The sequence below is a fragment of the Mesorhizobium sp. M0751 genome, from assembly GCF_040320265.1.
Classification (GTDB): Bacteria; Pseudomonadota; Alphaproteobacteria; order Rhizobiales; family Rhizobiaceae; genus Mesorhizobium.
Genome location: NZ_JAMYPH010000012.1, coordinates 56,361 through 72,642, shown reverse-complemented (window position 1 = coordinate 72,642; position 16,282 = coordinate 56,361). Strand labels below are relative to the sequence as shown.

Sequence of the window (16,282 nt, the reverse complement as noted above, 5' to 3'; positions counted from 1 at the left end):
TGCAAACGTCGCCTGTGAGAGGCGAGCCGCCTCTAAACTGGTCGTATATCCCGATTAATAATAAGAATGTAGTCAACTTCCATATTTTAGAGGGCACGCATGCTGCCACTCAACCGGCCTGATCACCACACAAAGTGAGGAAGAACCTGGTTAGGTGCAAAGCGACAATTGCCTCGACAGCGGGTCCCGGAAGGTTTATGCTGCCCAATCTTACCGCAATCCGAAATGGCGATTGAGTACCTTCACGAGTGAAGGGATTCCCGCGGTCTTAGAGATGAGTTGTCGAATGGCGCGAAGTCGCACAGAATCGCGAAGTCGCACAGAATCGTGTGTTTGATACCGATCAGGATCGCGAGCTATTTCAGGCGCAGAGAGGTCTTGCGCCCGATGCACGAGTTGCTCCCGGTCCAACGGAAGTGAATGGGGTGGAACTGCTTTGTCGACCAAATTGTTGACGGAACGTCCGGCGCCCATTGTTGCTACATGTCTGGATTCTTGGGGCGTTTTGGATGATGCAATCCACCATCTCACTCCAAAGGGCAGTGGAATCTGGAACAATGTCGCTTTTGTACGCAGGACATCCTTCGCGCCCGATTGGCATATTGTCTTTAACTCTGCTTCTATTTTTGGGCTCCCTGTTGATATCGAGGCGAGTCCAAACAGGACAATTTTTGCAATCGGCGAACCGCCGACGAAAGCTCATCGCGCATTTCATGAAGGGCAGGGGAAAAATACCATCGTCCTGACGTCTGACGCAGAGCTGGCTGCTCGGCAGAATGCAGAGCGCCGATTCGTTTTGTCTCCACCTATCACTCGGTCTTGGTCTGTAACAAAGACATATGACCAACTTCTGGTCAGCGAAGTCGTGGACAAGCCGCTTCGGCTCTCATGGATTACCAGTAACATCGCCCTGCTTAAAGGGCATCGATATCGGCTGGCGTTTCTGGAACGGCTGAGAGAGGAGCTCGATTTTGACCTGTTCGGCCGAGGTTTTCGGCTGATTGGAGATAAATGGGACGCACTCGCACCGTACCGTTACAGTATAGCTTTCGAGAATACTCGTGCTGATTACTATTTTACAGAGAAGCTTATGGACTGCTTCGTTGCTGAAACAATGCCGATCTATTACGGCAGCCCGGCAATCACGAGGTTCTTCCCTTCCGACTCAATGGTTCTGATTGACCCAGAGGACAAGAACGTAATCCAAAAAATTCAAGAAATCATCGACTCGGACCTCTGGAAGGAGCGTCGCGGCGCAATACAAGAGGCGAAGCGGTTGGTTCTTGAGAAATACAATACGTTTGCTTATCTCGCGGGCTTCATCGAAAGCGTTCACGATAAACCCTTACCGCCGGAAGTTATACACATCGGTTCGCCTGCGGTCGATTTTGGGACAGACGAATGAAGTACTCCAACGCTCGCTTCGCGTGCCCGGCGGTTGGTGGTCTGGCGAGATCGGTACGGAGCGCTCGGCGGAGAATGCCTACCTGCGCAGACGGGCCGGCACGGGCGCACGAGGTCATGCGCCCCCGGCTGCCGCTGATCAGACGAACTGGGGAAGGCCAGGAACGGAATTGAGGACCTCGTCCACGAGTTCGTCGCCGGCATGTTCCTTGGCGAAGGCGATCGTCTCGTTGGCGATGGCGGCGATCTTTAGAATGCTGAGACCCTCACTCATCAATTGCTGGCCGAGCCCCATGAGGCCGCCTCCGCCCTCTGGGTCGTTGCCATGATACTTCGCCACTAATTCCGAAGCTCCGGGAATGGCCGCGATCATGCGCGCAACGGGACCGTCGGCCGCGTGGCGTTGCAGGAAACCCAGCATTAACCCAACGGCCTTCTCTGCGAGAGCCGGGCCGATGCCGGCACCAGTGGCGATGCGCGATAAGAATTCTTCCATGGCAGGGTTCGTCTCTCTTTAATGAGGTTTACACGGGGCCGGTCCGGCGCCCAAAGCGCCCTTGGCCGAACCAGAATTGCACTCCACAAAAATAGGCCGGCGGAAGTGCTATTGCAACTGCGCGTAAAACCGCCTCTGTCAACGCAAGCTGCGTCGGACGTGCGTATTTCGCAAAAACGGGACAGTCGTTCCGCTAAATCGCGGACAGCAGTTTCACTAATTCGCGGACAGCAGGATGGGGTCGGCGCTCGGTTGCCTGGTTGAAGTCATTTGTGATTGATTTCGCCGTTTTCGGCGCCGGTCAAGGGCGACGGTGTTTTTTGCTTTCTCATGCTGTCGCCTTCGAGGGTGATGCGATGGGCGTTGTGGATGATCCGGTCGAGAATGGCGTCGGCTATTGTCGGCTCCGCGAATGCTTCATGATGCACCTTTCCTTGATCGCCTGGTCCGTTGCAGTCGGCGTTGAAGTTGATCGATCTGGTCGCTGGAAAGGTTTCCGCTTGGCCGCGGGCGTCACCATTTCTTTCCCACAAGATCCTTCAACGCGGCATTGTCGAGCATGGCGTCGGCCAGAAGCCGCTTCAGCCGCGTGTTCTCGTCCTCCAGAGCCTTCAGTCGCCGAGCCTCGCAGACATCCATCCCGCCGAAGCGGGCCTTCCAGTTGTAAATCGAGGCGTCGCTGACCCCGTGCTTGCGGCACAGATCGGCAACCGATACCTCGGCCTCATGTTCCTTCAAAATTCCGATGATCTGCTCTTCAGAGAAGCGGCTACGTTTCATGTCCTGGTCCTCTCGATGGGCCAGAACGAACTTCAAACCGGATTAGATAAGAGGGGCAAGGTCAAGGTCGATGACTCAACTGTTGTGTGGGGAGAGCTCTTACTTCTCATTCGCTCCAAATGCGGACGCGGCGCACGAGCTCGGAAGTTGAGATCCCGTAGCGATCGTGAAGCGTCGGCAGCGCGCCAGCGTCGAGGAACTCGTCGGGCAGGGCGATCTGGCGAAAGACTGGGGTCACTCTCTCGCGCATCAGCAGCGCGGCAACGCCTTCGCCAAGGCCACCAATGATGGTGTGGTTCTCCGCCGCCACCACCAGCCGTCCCGAACGGCGCGCGGCAGCGAGTATCGCCTCCGTATCCAGAGGTTTGATCGTCGGAACGTGCAGAACGGCGCAGCCGATCCTGTCGGCTTCAAGCGCCTTCGCGGCCTCCAGCGCGCGCATGGTCATCAGGCCGCTGGAAATGAACAATACGTCCGCGCCCTCGCGCAGCATTCGCGCCTTGCCGATTTCAAATGTATAGTCGTCTTCGTCGAGCACGACAGGAACCTTACCGCGCGAAAGCCGCATGTAGACCGGCCCGTTGTAGTCCGCGATCGCCTCCGTGGCCTGTTCGATGTCGAGCGCGTCGCAAGGGTCGATGATCGTCAGGTTCGGCATCCCGCGGAAGATCGCGATGTCCTCCGTCGCCTGGTGGCTGGGGCCGTAGCCGGTCGTCAGCCCCGGTAAGGCGCAGACGATCTTCACATTGAGTTTCTCCTCGGCGATCGCCATGAAATCGTAGGCACGTCGCGATGCGAAGACGGCGTAGGTGGTGGCGAAGGGCGTAAAACCCTCCCGCGCCAAGCCGGCGGCGGCGCTCATCAGCACCTGCTCCGCCATGCCCATCTGATAGAAGCGGTCCGGATGCTCCTGTGCGAAGACATGGAGATCGGTGTATTTCGCGAGGTCCGCCGTCAGGCCAACTATCCCGGGCCGCTGGTGCGCCAGTCTGGCCAGTGTGTGCCCGAACGGCGCATTGCGTGTCGGTACGCCATCGGGCGCGATCGACGCGATCATCGCCGATGTGGTCTTGCGCTCACCGGCATTGGCGGCGTGGCGCGGCGCGAACTTTGACAACCTCAACGCGGACGTCCCTTTTCCAAAGCTTCGAGCGCTAACGTCCATTCGTGCGGTTCGACGCGGATGAAATGCGTGATGTCGCGGGTTTCCAGGAATGGCACACCCTTGGCCATGCGCGTATCGCAAACGATCACACGCGGACGAGGTTCCTTCAGGCCGCGCGCCATGTCGAAGGCCTTGCGGACCGCCTCGATGTCGTTGCCGTCGACGCGCTGCGCATGCCAGCCGAACGCCTCGAACTTGTCGGTCACCGGTTCGGAGGAGAGCATGGCCGTCGACGGACCATCGGCCTGCTGATTGTTGAAGTCGACAATGGCAATGAGATTGTCGAGCTTGTGGTGGGCGGCCGACATCGCGGCTTCCCAGGTCGAGCCCTCACCGAGCTCGCCGTCGGACAAAAGATTGTAGGCGAAACTGTCGCTTCGCTTGCGCGTCAGCCCCATGCACATGCCAACGGCAATGCCAAGGCCGTGACCGAGCGAGCCGCCGGTGATCTCCATGCCGGGCGTGTATGGCGCCATGCCGGACATCGGCATACGGCTTTCATCGCTGCCATAGGTTTCGAGCTCTTCCTCCGGCAGCACGCCCGCTTCGATCAGAGCCGCGTAGAGCGCGATCGCATAGTGTCCGATCGACAGCAGGAAGCGGTCGCGTCCCTCCCACAACGTGTCCTCCGGCCGGTAACGAAGCGCATGGAAATAGGCGACGGCAAGCACGTCGGCGACACCCAGCGCCTGTCCGACATAACCTTGGCCCTGGACTTGACCCATCCGCACGGCGTGTCGGCGGATACGATAGGCTCGTTCGGCCAGGCTGACATTGCTGCCAGCGCGAGGCATCTCAAGCTCCGTTGTCCACTCAGCCATGGATTAGCATCCCACCGTTGACATCGATCACGGCGCCGGTGATGTAGCTGGCCAGATCGGAAGCCAGGAAGAGATAGGCGCCGGCTACGTCGCGCGCCTCGCCCAGCCGGCTGAGCGGGATTCCCTTGATGATGTCGGCGCGCATGGCGTTGGTCAGTTTGCCGCCGGTGATGTCGGTCTGGATCAGGCCCGGTGTGATGCAGTTGACGCGGATGCCTTCGGGACCGAATTCGCGCGCCATGGCCTTGGCAAGCCCCAGAACACCCGCCTTGGCAGCCGAATAGTGCGGGCCACCGAAGATGCCGCCGCCGCGCTGGGCCGAAACTGACGACATGCAGATGATCGAGCCGCCGCCATTTTCGCGCATGTTCGGGATGAATGCCTGGCTGAGATGGAGCACGCCGCGTAGGTTGACATCGAGGATGCGGTCCCAGTCAGCCGCGCTGATCTCCAGCGTCTTGACCGGCTGCGTGACGCCCGCATTATTGCAGAGCACATCGATCCTGCCCAAGGTTTCTGTCACTTGCGCCGCCGCCCTCTTGCAGGCGTCGAGGTCCGCGACGTTGCACGCAAGGCCGAAATGGTCGGGTCCAAGCGACGCAGCGGCGTCACGCGCTTGCCCGTCATCGAGGTCGAGTATTGCAACGCGAGCCCCGTGCTGTACCATCAGCGCTGCCGTGGAGCGGCCAATTCCCCGGGGGCCCGCGGCCCCCGAAATCACCACGGCCTTGCCCTTCAGCAACAAGTCGAACTCTCCTGCTATTTCTGTTTGCCGGCGATCTAAAGTCGGTAGAACCGGGCGGCGTTGTCATGGAACAGCGCGAGCCGCTCCTCGTGCGGGTGGGCGATCGTAATTTCCTTGAAGGCGTTCAAAATGGCGTCGAAGCTCGAGAACAGCTTGTCGACGGGGAAGTTCGTCGCGAACATCGAGCGGCCGACGCCGAAGGCTGCGATCGCCTCCTCGACATAAGGACGGATCGAGAACGTGGTCCAAGTCCAGTCGCCCATGCCGAGGCCCGAGATCCAGGCGACGTTCGGCGCTTGCGCTAACTGGTGCATGCCTTTTTTCCAGGCGCCAAAATGCTCGGCGCCGTCGACCTGCATGCCGGTGTGATTGAGAATGATCTGCACGTCGGGAAAGTCGCGCGCCAGTTCGAGGAACTCGCTCATCTGCGGATAGTAGAGCTGCGGGTCGAAGCTCAGCCCGCGCTTCGCCAGCTCCCGGAAGCCGCGCCGCCATTCGGGCGTACGACTGACCTCCGGCCGCGCCAGATAGGTCTTGGCGGGGTCGGGATGATAATTCATCGGTCTGCCGCATGCCGCGGAAGTCGGATATTCCATGTGGCGGTCGAGGAGGTCGCCGACGTCGGGTTGGGACAGGTCGGCATAGCCGACGATGCCATGCGGAAAGCCTCGCTTGTTGGCGATCTCCTGCAGCCAGCGCGTTTCCCCAACCGGATCGCCGGGATCGAGAAGCAGCACTTCGGCTCCGGTGGAAAGGGCACGAGCGATCTGGACGATCTGGCCTTCGTGGAGGGACAATTTGCGTGCCGGCATTATCGATGATCGCTTCGCCGATCGCTGGGTCGATCAGCTGGAGCGGCTTCGACACCAGGCCGGTTGAAACGGCCACCGTCGATCGCAGCGCCTGCACCGCTGGTTGGCAGGAAAGCCCATTTTGGCGTCAAATAACGATGGAAGATTTCATCCGGGCCGACGTGGGCGATCTTCACCCGCGCGCCCCGTTCTCGAGATCACGAATAAAAGCCAGAACTGCCTCGACCTGACCGTCGGCGACGAGCTCGGCTGCGGTGCGATGGCCATAGTCGGCGATCGGCTCGTTGCGATACCAGTAGATTGCCTTGTCGACATCGCCGGTGAGTTCCGTCGCGGCCGAGATCACCTTCACCATCTCGCGCATCCGGCCCTGCAGGCGCTCCGATGACGGGTTACGGAGCGTGTTGCGGTGGACACCGGTCAACTGGGCGAGGTTGGCCACCTTTACGCCAAGCGCCTGTGACAGGCGCTTCGGCGAGATATAAGGCGTGCGCGGCTCCTGAAGGCTATCGACAAAGCCTGAAACCACCGTGGAATGTGCGAGCTGTGCGTGGGCCATGACAAATCTCCGACCTCTCATACGCACAATATATGCACATTTCGAGGCATAGCAAGTGGACAGAGGCCCGACGCCTTCCACCACACTGCCTGCGCGGCAATGCGCCTGATGCCGGCCGTAGAGGGAAACTTAGCCTGTGTCTGGGAGCGGACATCGGGATTAAACATGCTGGAGGTTTTGGTCGCACCTCATCTCACGTCGTGAAGCGAAAGTAGCTTCCGGTAGCAGCCGACACTCGCGCTCTCCGCACGCTAGTGAGCTGCAGGGCTGAGTTGATCGCCGAGACGCTTCAGCTCAGCTCGGTTAGTCGCTTATTCTCGAGATAAGCGCGCCATCTGCGGGTGAGTTTGCCGCGACGGAGTTGATATATACCCGGCAAAGCGACTGGTGCGCCTTCGACGACCGCATTGTAGTCCGACAGGAGTAGCAGCAGGTCCGGCTCTGTGTAGCCACGTGCGGCCGCACTTTCGACGCGTTGGAGGACATCATCGATAGCGCCGGCGGCGTTCTTGTGTGCGATCATCGTGCCGACTGTATCGGACGAAAGCAGAAAAACTAGGGCCGCCACCAGCACGCGCGCAAGTGAGACCTGTGCGTCGGTGGACATCGAAGACATAGCATGCCAGAGCGTGAAGCCCATCAGAAGCGCAACCGCAACCAGCACGAGGCACATCGCTTGGGCACTCGCGCGCTGCAAGTCGCGCGTCCAATATGCTGATTCTTCAATCAACTCGGCCAGGCGGAAATAACTCGGCTCTGCGCGGCTCGCAAAGTAGCTTTCCTCGCGCACCATTGGCTTGTTTTCGATGGGTGCGGTGAAGCCGTCAAAGATTCTAAGCCGCTGCTCTGCCGAGAACCGTGCATTGAGACCGCTTGCCAAGAGCACCGCCCGGCGCGCTTGGTCGCCAGCCGAGCGGTGCTTCCGCTGCCTGCTGCCCAGCAAGAGCCAAAAGCCGGCAAGCCCGAAGCCGATGAGCGCGAAGTTGAGAAGGGTGGCGTTGTCACTGGAATAGACTGAGATTGCGGCGATGGCCGCAACACCAAGTTGGGCGGCAAGTGCCAGGTTCTGGTATGCCTGCGCACGGTTCAGCTCCGCACGCTGATGGGTCAGCAGGCGGTCATTACTAAACGCCCCCGCTGCATTACGCAGAACCTCGGCGACAAAGCTAGACTTGCCTCGAGTGTAGGCCTTGGCGTCGGTCGGATACGCCTGCGCAAGGCGTTGCTTGAGAGCGGCATAGCGGCTCGCTAGGTCTGGATCGCCGGACAACTCGTCGCGAAATACAATCATGTCCTGTCCCCAAGAGTTGCCGTTGGGAACCAGGTGAAGGTGAAAGGGCGTGACGGGATCGGGTTTCACAAGAAAAATGCGCGGTGGGTTATCGCAACTCTCCTCCTCGACATAGCCCGCTGCTTTCAGCGTTGCGGCGACTTGTTGTGCTTCTGACCAGTCGAGAAGGGAGACCAGGAGGTCAATGCACGGCTTGCCCATAAGACCGCGGATCGCCGTAGATCCTACATGATCAATAAATGCTCGCGCCGGTGCAATGACAGCGCGGATCGCCTCCGCCTCGCCGGCACAACGCGAGGCCCATTCTTCGTCGTGCGCGACAATGCGTACCTTATCATGCGCAGCCATTTTCTCTCCACGCATGGCAGAATCAAACACCCTGGATCTTGTACTGCTCGACCACATTACCATGGACGCCATGATACGTGTTCGGCTTGGTCACGGCACGCGGGCTACGCATCGGTTTCTCGCAATCTATCCAAAAAGCATTCGTCCCCGTATGAGAGTTAAATTCTCATTTTAACTCTCGGTCATGTAGAGCAGATTATCTCTTTCTTGTTCGCAAACCCGTGCGGCATTCCTTGGCTTTCCGTACCTCTCGTTCCGCCAATGAGAGCCAGTCGGGAACGTGAGCGTTTCGACAGCCGTTGGGGACTAGCACATATCAAGGGGGGCAGTGTGAAACTTGTAAATGACTTCAAAAACTTTCTATCCGATACCGTCAATCTCAATCAAACCCGTATTACACTGCTAGAGGACCGAGCGGAGACGATTAATAGCTTTCTTCGAGAATCCGACTGGGAACCGACAATCTCCACCTTCATCGAGCAGGGCTCGTGGGCGCACGACACAATCATCCGCCCGGTGGATGGCGGAGAATTCGACGCCGATCTGCTCGTCAGGGTTCGGCCGGTCGATGGCTGGAGTGCCGCTCAATACGTGAAGGACCTGGGGCGCGTTTTCCTTGAGAGCGGACGATATGCCGACAAGACAGTCGTTTATGATTACTGCGTCACGATCACCTATGCGGACGATTGTAAGATAGATATCGCTCCGTTAGTGATGGATCGCGAGTATCAAGGAACGCTCGAGGTCTGCGACAAGCGCAACGACAAATTCGACGAATCCCAGCCCATCGAATACACTCGATGGATCCGCGAGAAGAACGGGTACTCGGGCAATAACTCGTTTCGCAAGGCGACCCGGCTCATCAAATACATCCGGGACATCAAGAAGCGTTTCAGCTGCCAGTCGGTTCTTTTAACGACTCTCATTGGTCACCGAATCGAGTGGTTCGACAAGGATTCGGACGCGTTCGCGGACACGCCAAGTGCGTTGCAGACAATCATGCGTAGGCTCGACGACTGGCTGCAGGCACGGCCAGACAAGCCGGAAGTCAACAACCCTTCGCTCCCCACCCAGGATTTTGCCGACCTATGGAACGATACCCAGTACGCGAACTTCCGAAACTTCGTGAACAAGTACCGGTTATGGATCGATGAAGCGATCGATGCCGAGACCCGCTCTGACAGCATCGAAAAATGGCGCAAGGTCTTCGGCGACGATTTTGCAAAGGGAGAGAACGTAAAGAAGACCGAGGCTTCTGCGATGCAGCGAACGAGTGCGCTTCTCATGGAAGGGGCAGCCCACCTCGATAGCCTAGTCGACAACGTAATCGACTTTGGTATCAGCATCCTTCCATTGTGGTTCCGAACGCCAACCCACCTCCAGGTCCCGCGTTGGGAGCCCGCCGAACACGTTTCTCGGAACGTCCAGGTCTTCGCCGAATATCGCGCGTCCCAGTATTCTGCCAAGGGATATCCGATCAATTCAGGCGAGGCGTTACCCCCGCGGGGTGGTCTCTGGTTCGACGTTCGTGTCAACAAGTTCCAGACGGTGCCGGCTGACTGCTACGTGCGGTGGCGCATCACCAATACCGGGGCAGTGGCGATGGCCCTCAAGAAAGGGCGGGGCGGCTTCGAGAAGCCTACCGACGGTGACCGTCGCTGGGAAGCGCTCGAATATCGTGGCGTCCACATGGCGGAAGCATTTATCATCCGTAGAAGCGATGATCGGCTCGTTGGTTTCAGCGAGCCGTTCTACGCTGTGATCAAGTAGGTTGAGGGAAGGGAGCTATCGATGCCCAGGCTAGATACGGTAGGTGGCAACTACTACAAGCCCCTCGAGTGGGCCGAAGCTGTCGGATCTGGACTGTTCTGGGTAGTTTCGATCCTCTCGATTGCGGCGCTTTTCGCCGATAAGGTGGCCTATCCGATTGTCTACGATATCGTGCAGATCGTCTTCATCGTTTGCGTGCTGCTGTTCTTTTTTCAGGGACAGATCCAGAAGCTCTATCTCTTTCCTCGTGCCGAAGACGAACGCCGGCAGGAATTGCTGTCGAACAGTTACGGCGTGATGCTGACGCATGAAGAGACAGTCGGCTACTACAATAATGACCAGACAAACCCGTTGAAGCGCCTCGCGGCGTCGGTCATGGAAAGCACGTTCTTCACGCGCGAGATTGTTCGAAAGATGCTCGTCGGACAGCGAACGAAGACCGCAGGTTACCTCGTGATCTACTTCGTCGCCGTCCTGAATCGCTCCACGAATCTCGAAGTCCTTGCTGTCGCGGCTCAGGCGGTCTTCAGTGAGGATATCATCGCCCGGTGGCTCCGGATGGAATGGCTCCGTATCCGCAGCGAGCAGGTTTTCAATAATCTAACTCGACTGTTCACAGGAAAGCAGGCCTTCTCGCGACCCGCAGCTCAATCGCAGGCGATCGACTTTTTTTCGTTCTATGAGACGACGAAATCTACGGCCGCGATCCTTCTCTCATCTAGGCTGTTTCATAAGCACAACGCCCGCCTGACGAAGGAATGGGATCAGATTCGCGGTCGTCTCGGAATCTGAGGCAAACATGGTCACAACTATATCGGAGGGCTTTCGCCAATTCAGAACGAACCTTGAAATCACAAGTCTTCAGGAAAGCACTACGTCCAGCCGTCAGCAGAACGTGCGGGACACGGTCGCCGAAGATTTCGAAGTTCTCGAATCCTTTCTGACCGGATCCTATCGCCGAAACACGATGATCGCACCCCTCACGACGGCAGACATCGACGTCTTCATCGTGCTCGATCCGAAATACTACACGGACCAAAGCCAGCATGCACTGCTGTCATCCGTGATGACGACACTCAAGAAGAGGTATCCGAAGACACCGAAAATAAAGCCCGACGGCCAAGCGGTGACCATCACCTTCACGGATTTCAAGGTCGATGTCGTTCCGGGCTTTTATCGAACTGGCGGTGGGTTTCTTATTCCCGACTCGCACCTGAAGAGATGGATCCCCACGGATCCGAAGAAGCACGTCGACTTGTGGTCCGCGTCCAACAAAGCTCACCACGGCTCACTCGTGCCACTGATCAAGATGCTGAAGTGCTGGAACCGCGAGAAGGGAGATCTCTTCCGCTCCTTTCATCTGGAGGTCCTAGTGCGCCATGTTCTGAAGGACGTCACTATCACCGACTATCCGAGCGGCGCTCGATGGGCATTCGACAAAATGAGGGACAAGGTCTGGACCAAGATTGCCGATCCCGCCGGCTACAGCGACGACGTCGCTTCCTATCTCGCTAAGTCCGAGGCCGACAGGATGATCGCCGCTCTCGACCAGGCATATCGGCGGGCCCGTACTGCGGAAAACTACTCGAACCAGGGATATGCGAAGCTGGCGATCGACGAATGGCGGTCGATTTTTGCTGACTATTTCCCCGCATACGGATGAGGCGACCACACTCGAAGAACGAAAAACGGGCAGCAGTCTTAAGCCTCGGGCTGGTTGCATGTTAGTTTCCAACAAACCAACTCGGAAGTCGCTGCTCGACCAGGGGAAACTTGATGGATGAGGAAGCCGCCCAGGAGAGCGCGCTACAGAGACGCCTAGGCAAGCTGCTGGCCGAAGCGTATGATGAAGTCGTATCTGCCATTCTTTCTAAGCTTGAGGGTGGCGGCAAACCATCCCAGGTGAGCAGATATCCGACCTTCTCGCTGCATAACAACGGCATGGCATCGTTGGGCGATGGCGCTTGGACGGGGGTGGGTCCGCTAGAATATGCTTCACTGCTCGAACCTCCCTACAACGACCCTGAGGCGCGTCAGTTAGGCAGGTTCCCACCCATTCGTTTCCCTGCAGTGGCGAGGCTGGCAGCGTTCGCCCTTGAATACCCCGAAATCGCCCGCATTCCCCCGACGGGATCCGACGCGGAAAATCCGTTAGCAAGGGTCGCTATCGACCTTCTAGTCGCGCGGGCTGCGGATGTTCATTTTCTTCGCTTCGGCGCGGCCCCCGCGACGGGCGCGACCCGCGATGTCGTTCTGAAGCCGCTTTTCAAAGGATTGTTTGACTCGCGCCTGAAGCTTGCGGTGCTCGCACCGGTCGCACTCGTCCGGTTCGACTTCGACCGGGTGCGCCTCGGACCCTCTGCCTATATCATGCGGATGTCGCCAGATTTGCAACGAGCGCGATGGGAGATGAAGGCCTACGGCGCTAACGGTCATGACCAAGTGCTCGCGGCCGCGACCCATGCTTTCGTGCTTACCGGATGGGACGTTCCGAACGGCAATTGGATCGAGCTTAGCCAGACACTATCGAACTTCAGCTCGGAAGCACGCGAGCGCATCGATGCGCTATTCGCTGCGCTCCGGCTCGAGACCGGGATCGAGACTGGATATGCGCAGGAAATCCGGCTTGCGAGGGGCTGGCGTCACCGGCATAATTATGGGCTGCCCAATGTTTATGCCGTTGGCGCACGCCGCTATCCCGAGGTGTTCGACGATTTTGGTTGGAACCGTGCGGACCTACCCCTCGTCAGCAAGGCGCAGATGCGCAAGGTCGCATGCCTTCTTGAAGCATTGGAAAGTTCAACAGGCGAAAGGCTTGCCTTGGCCACCCGTCGCCTGAACACGGCAATGACGCGCAGTGACCTCGCCGACGCAATTCTCGACGCCACAATCGCTCTTGAGGTTTTACTTGGCGACGGAGACGGGCAGGCGATCTCGTGGAAGCTCCGGATGCGCGCAGCCGCGTTGGCAGGTATCGAGGGAGGTCAAGCTGGTGCGAAAGCCATGAGTGACGCGATCGCGGTGGTCTATTCGACCCGATCAGCCATTGTCCATGGCACTCGGCGACGAATTGGCGCTGCCGACGCACATGCAGAACGGGATTTGGCGGCGAAGGACCTGGCGCTCGAAGCATTGCGTGGCCTGCTTAAGATCCTCATCCGCCGACCTGAGTTTCTCGATCCACGTCGTATCGACGGCGATCTGTTGATGGCACCGCCGTGCATCACAACTAGCACCTAGACCATCGGACCGATGTCAGTTCCCAAGCGCCATCACTACGTGCCGCAGATGATTCTGAATGGCTTCACAGACTCGGATGGCTGGCTGCACTGGTGCCGCCTCTGCGAACGACCCGTCACGGTCCGCCGCGCAAGACCTCTTGAACTGTTCCATCAGAATCATCTGTACAGCACGCTTTCTGAAACCGGGGCCAAGGATCCGGCAATGGAGCACGCTCTTTCAGTTCTTGAGAGCGAGGCTGTTGGAGTCGTGCAATCCATTCTGGTGCCGGCACGGGAGGGCCGGCTTCCCGTCCTTACATCCGAGCAAAAGCGCCTCTGGTACATATTCTTTCTAACCCAGTGGCGACGCAGTCCTGAGACCCAACGAGCCAACGTCTCCGATGCTGAAGCACTGCGAATGGTTGAGGATACACTCGACGAGCTCCGCCAAGCCGCACCCCATCGACTTGACGAAATCGAAGCGCTCGCGACGGCCGATGCCAAGGCTCGAACAGTACGCAACGTTCGAGTTCAGACAATCGGACAACCGAGTGCAGAGGTTATGCGCGTGCTCGAGCGACGTGGCATCGCCATACTGCGCATCGTCCAGCCGAAGAAAAGCTTCATCGTCGGCAGCCGGCCAGTCGTGAAACTAACCGCGCCCAATCGCACCGATCTTAACGATCCGACGGTCGAGATGTGGCTCCCGATCGCGTCAGACGTTGCCGTGGGAGCAGGACAAGGCGACGGAAAGATAAGTCTTCACGATACGGTCGATGAACGCCCAGTGCGGCAGCTCAACATTGCGATCGCAGGCCAGAGTGGCACCATCGCTGCCGGTTCAGCAGCGCTGGTCAAATCCATAGCCAATGCTCGGTGAACAAATCCGAATATCCGAGGGCTCGCGGGTAAGGCCGACCTCGCGCTTCTATATGGACGGCGGCCACGAGTACCACCCGGATTTCGTGCACGCAGCAGATCAGCAGTTGGCAGGCTGACTTTCGATCGAAGGTAACCCGCAGGCCTTCTTCAATCAGCTGAGCACGATCAGTGTGCCGGTGACGATGCAACGCAACCCAACGTACCCGAAATTAATGTTGGTGTTCGGCCGCCGCGCCGAATACGCGGAGAGCGAACTGCGGCGCAGCCGTATTGACACCGAAGAGCGCGACGATTCAAGATTATCACGTTCGACACCCTCGCGGAGGGTCTATATGGCAAGCGCACATTGTGGTTCGGCGTCCGGCGCGCCGAGTTCATGGATCTTCAGAATGAGGAAGTTCGTTGACGATAATCTCTTTATCTGGGCCGATCCACGTATGCTAACCGTCAGCGAAGGGCTATACGAAAAGCTCGAGGCGGTCGGGGGCAAGAACAAGCCTTCGCCCTTCCCTACAACAGGATGCGGCCATCTTATGGGCAATATCCATCCGGATGCGCTGAAGGCGAGGATGCGCCGCCGAACGGCCGCACCCGCGACGGCGGGCTGACGGACCATGGCCGACCAAGAGCCGACTGCTGCCGAAGATAATAAGCCTGTGCAGGTGGCGCCCAAGCGCCAGGAAGCCGCTGAGACCGAGAGCAACGGCCACGCGGAGAGCACTGTATCAGAAGGGTTCATCACGGTCGCCGACCTGCCGCGCGGCCTCTACGACCATGAGGGGCACGAATCCGTGCGAGACCGCGGGCGGCGGCGGTATCACCCGTTTGCCTATGATTTCGACTCCACTTCGATGAGTCTTGACGATCCGAGCGAGCACTGGGAGGAGAAAGGGAAGGCGCTCCATATCGAGAACCGCAACAAGGCGATTGAGAGGCTCAAGGCCGAGTACGGCGAACGCCGCCATGCGCAAGTGATCCAGGACACTAAGGACCTTGGCGCAAAGGCGTTCTCCATCGTCAGTTATCATAACCTGATGCATGAACAGGCGCGCCGCGCCTTTGTATCAGGGCTCTACTTCCCAGCCTTGGTCGCTGCGTGCGCCCTCGGCGAGCGCATCCTGAATCACCTCATCCTGGACCTTCGGGATCACTACAAAGCGTCGCCGTACTACCGCCGTGTTTATCGCAGCGAGTCTTTCGATGACTGGCGGTTCGCCGTGCGCGTGCTGGAAGACTGGGGCGTGCTCTTGCCTGATGTTGGGATGGCTTTCATGGAGCTGGCGACGCTGCGCAACCGCTCTGTCCACTTTAATCCCGCGACCTACTCCACAATGCGGGAGGACGCTCTATCGGCATTGAAAACGCTCGGCCGCATCATCCAACTGCAGTTTGGCGGGTTCGGCCGGCAACCATGGTTTGTCGAAAACACGCCCGGCGCGCAGTTCATCAAGCGGACATACGAAAACGTTCCCTTCGTTAAGACTTATATCGTGCCCTTGAGCGGATTTGTCGGCGTAGAATACGGCATGAACCTCACGGAACCGGGTTGGCGTCATCTCGACTACCATGACTATGGTCCGGGCGATGTCGACGACTCCGAGTATGCGCGTCTCTACCGTGAGCGGGATCACAGCAAAGTCGTAACGCGCGAGATGGTGGAGCGCGCTGCACGAGCGCAGGCAACGGCCGCGGCCGAGGAAGGGGCGGAAAGCGCCCGCTCCGAAGGCGTCGCGCCCCAGGCATATCTCCACAGCGATCGGTTCCGCCGCGATTTGGCGCTTCGGAGTTGAGCCCGAAATCGCTGCGCATGCGCAGCGAAGCGAATTGACATTATTACGGGCAATGACCGCTATCGGGGTTTCGGTATTTCGAGTACGAGCGGCGGAAAGGGCGTCGGTTGGTTATGGGCAGCTTTCCATCAACCGCGACCGAAACCGGACGGACCGCAGTCGACCCCCTTCCAGTCATTCATAATGTCCGCCGGAGCT

At 58.6% G+C, this 16,282-nt stretch carries 15 protein-coding genes and 2 pseudogenes; 8 read left to right on the top strand and 9 right to left on the bottom strand.

The window, feature by feature from the left end:
- Positions 1-436 precede the first annotated feature (436 nt).
- Complete coding sequence (locus tag NKI19_RS19190) at positions 437-1,405, top strand: glycosyltransferase family 10 domain-containing protein (RefSeq protein WP_352453731.1); 969 nt, start codon at positions 437-439, stop codon at positions 1,403-1,405.
- A gap of 138 nt (positions 1,406-1,543) precedes the next feature.
- On the opposite strand, the gene NKI19_RS19185 is transcribed toward NKI19_RS19190, so the two are convergent.
- The 9 genes and pseudogenes from NKI19_RS19185 to NKI19_RS19145 form a co-directional block, all read right to left on the bottom strand.
- Entirely contained in the window at positions 1,544-1,900 is a 357-nt protein-coding gene (locus NKI19_RS19185; protein ID WP_352453730.1) for a hypothetical protein, read from the bottom strand.
- Between the two features lie 266 nt (positions 1,901-2,166).
- Positions 2,167-2,322, bottom strand: a pseudogene (locus NKI19_RS19180) (ATP-binding protein); the annotation flags it as partial.
- A gap of 71 nt (positions 2,323-2,393) precedes the next feature.
- Positions 2,394-2,680 (bottom strand): annotated as a pseudogene (locus tag NKI19_RS19175) (transposase); the annotation flags it as partial.
- Positions 2,681-2,786: 106 nt separating this feature from the next.
- Complete coding sequence (locus NKI19_RS19170; protein WP_502899313.1) at positions 2,787-3,803, bottom strand: transketolase family protein; 1,017 nt, start codon at positions 3,801-3,803, stop codon at positions 2,787-2,789.
- The gene (locus tag NKI19_RS19165; RefSeq protein ID WP_352469358.1) at positions 3,800-4,639 is read right to left on the bottom strand and encodes a transketolase; all 840 of its coding nucleotides are present in this window, start codon (positions 4,637-4,639) and stop codon (positions 3,800-3,802) included. Before NKI19_RS19165 ends, NKI19_RS19170 begins: the two co-directional genes overlap by 4 nt.
- A 19-nt stretch (positions 4,640-4,658) precedes the next feature.
- Complete coding sequence (locus tag NKI19_RS19160) at positions 4,659-5,411, bottom strand: SDR family NAD(P)-dependent oxidoreductase (RefSeq protein WP_352469357.1); 753 nt, start codon at positions 5,409-5,411, stop codon at positions 4,659-4,661.
- A 35-nt stretch (positions 5,412-5,446) separates the two neighbouring features.
- Complete coding sequence (locus NKI19_RS19155; RefSeq protein WP_352566858.1) at positions 5,447-6,187, bottom strand: amidohydrolase family protein; 741 nt, start codon at positions 6,185-6,187, stop codon at positions 5,447-5,449.
- A 208-nt stretch (positions 6,188-6,395) separates the two neighbouring features.
- Positions 6,396-6,782, bottom strand: coding sequence for a hypothetical protein (locus NKI19_RS19150; protein WP_127253491.1), 387 nt, complete (start codon positions 6,780-6,782; stop codon positions 6,396-6,398).
- 289 nt (positions 6,783-7,071) lie between these two features.
- Positions 7,072-8,421, bottom strand: coding sequence for a GrpB family protein (locus tag NKI19_RS19145; protein ID WP_352566846.1), 1,350 nt, complete (start codon positions 8,419-8,421; stop codon positions 7,072-7,074).
- A 330-nt stretch (positions 8,422-8,751) separates the two neighbouring features.
- Here NKI19_RS19145 and NKI19_RS19140 point away from each other — a divergent pair, with 330 nt between their 5' ends.
- The 7 genes from NKI19_RS19140 to NKI19_RS19110 all read left to right on the top strand — a co-directional run bounded on the left by NKI19_RS19140 (position 8,752) and on the right by NKI19_RS19110 (position 16,084).
- The gene (locus NKI19_RS19140; protein WP_352566845.1) at positions 8,752-10,191 is read left to right on the top strand and encodes an SMODS domain-containing nucleotidyltransferase; all 1,440 of its coding nucleotides are present in this window, start codon (positions 8,752-8,754) and stop codon (positions 10,189-10,191) included.
- 21 nt (positions 10,192-10,212) lie between these two features.
- The gene (locus NKI19_RS19135; RefSeq protein ID WP_352484889.1) at positions 10,213-10,983 is read left to right on the top strand and encodes a hypothetical protein; all 771 of its coding nucleotides are present in this window, start codon (positions 10,213-10,215) and stop codon (positions 10,981-10,983) included.
- A gap of 7 nt (positions 10,984-10,990) precedes the next feature.
- Positions 10,991-11,854 carry a CBASS oligonucleotide cyclase gene (locus tag NKI19_RS19130; RefSeq protein ID WP_352566843.1) on the top strand — a complete coding sequence of 288 codons (864 nt, stop codon included), beginning with the start codon at positions 10,991-10,993 and terminating at the stop codon, positions 11,852-11,854.
- Between the two features lie 113 nt (positions 11,855-11,967).
- Entirely contained in the window at positions 11,968-13,431 is a 1,464-nt protein-coding gene (locus NKI19_RS19125; protein ID WP_352566842.1) for a hypothetical protein, read from the top strand.
- Positions 13,432-13,443: 12 nt separating this feature from the next.
- Positions 13,444-14,292, top strand: coding sequence for a DUF4238 domain-containing protein (locus NKI19_RS19120; protein ID WP_352566840.1), 849 nt, complete (start codon positions 13,444-13,446; stop codon positions 14,290-14,292).
- Between the two features lie 178 nt (positions 14,293-14,470).
- A complete protein-coding gene (locus NKI19_RS19115) occupies positions 14,471-14,902 on the top strand; it encodes a hypothetical protein (RefSeq protein ID WP_352566838.1) in 432 nt (143 codons plus the stop codon).
- Between the two features lie 6 nt (positions 14,903-14,908).
- On the top strand, positions 14,909-16,084 hold the full coding sequence (locus tag NKI19_RS19110) for a hypothetical protein (RefSeq protein ID WP_352566836.1): 1,176 nt from the start codon (positions 14,909-14,911) through the stop codon (positions 16,082-16,084).
- Positions 16,085-16,282: the final 198 nt, after the last annotated feature.

Coding starts and splice junctions, on each gene's coding strand:
- NKI19_RS19185 (WP_352453730.1), bottom strand. CDS start 1,900: ATGGAAGAATTCTTATCGCGCATCGCCACTGGTGCCGGCATCGGCCCG.
- NKI19_RS19165 (WP_352469358.1), bottom strand. CDS start 4,639: ATGCCTCGCGCTGGCAGCAATGTCAGCCTGGCCGAACGAGCCTATCGT.
- NKI19_RS19150 (WP_127253491.1), bottom strand. CDS start 6,782: ATGGCCCACGCACAGCTCGCACATTCCACGGTGGTTTCAGGCTTTGTC.
- NKI19_RS19145 (WP_352566846.1), bottom strand. CDS start 8,421: ATGGCTGCGCATGATAAGGTACGCATTGTCGCGCACGACGAAGAATGG.
- NKI19_RS19135 (WP_352484889.1), top strand. CDS start 10,213: ATGCCCAGGCTAGATACGGTAGGTGGCAACTACTACAAGCCCCTCGAG.
- NKI19_RS19130 (WP_352566843.1), top strand. CDS start 10,991: ATGGTCACAACTATATCGGAGGGCTTTCGCCAATTCAGAACGAACCTT.
- NKI19_RS19125 (WP_352566842.1), top strand. CDS start 11,968: ATGGATGAGGAAGCCGCCCAGGAGAGCGCGCTACAGAGACGCCTAGGC.
- NKI19_RS19120 (WP_352566840.1), top strand. CDS start 13,444: ATGTCAGTTCCCAAGCGCCATCACTACGTGCCGCAGATGATTCTGAAT.
- NKI19_RS19110 (WP_352566836.1), top strand. CDS start 14,909: ATGGCCGACCAAGAGCCGACTGCTGCCGAAGATAATAAGCCTGTGCAG.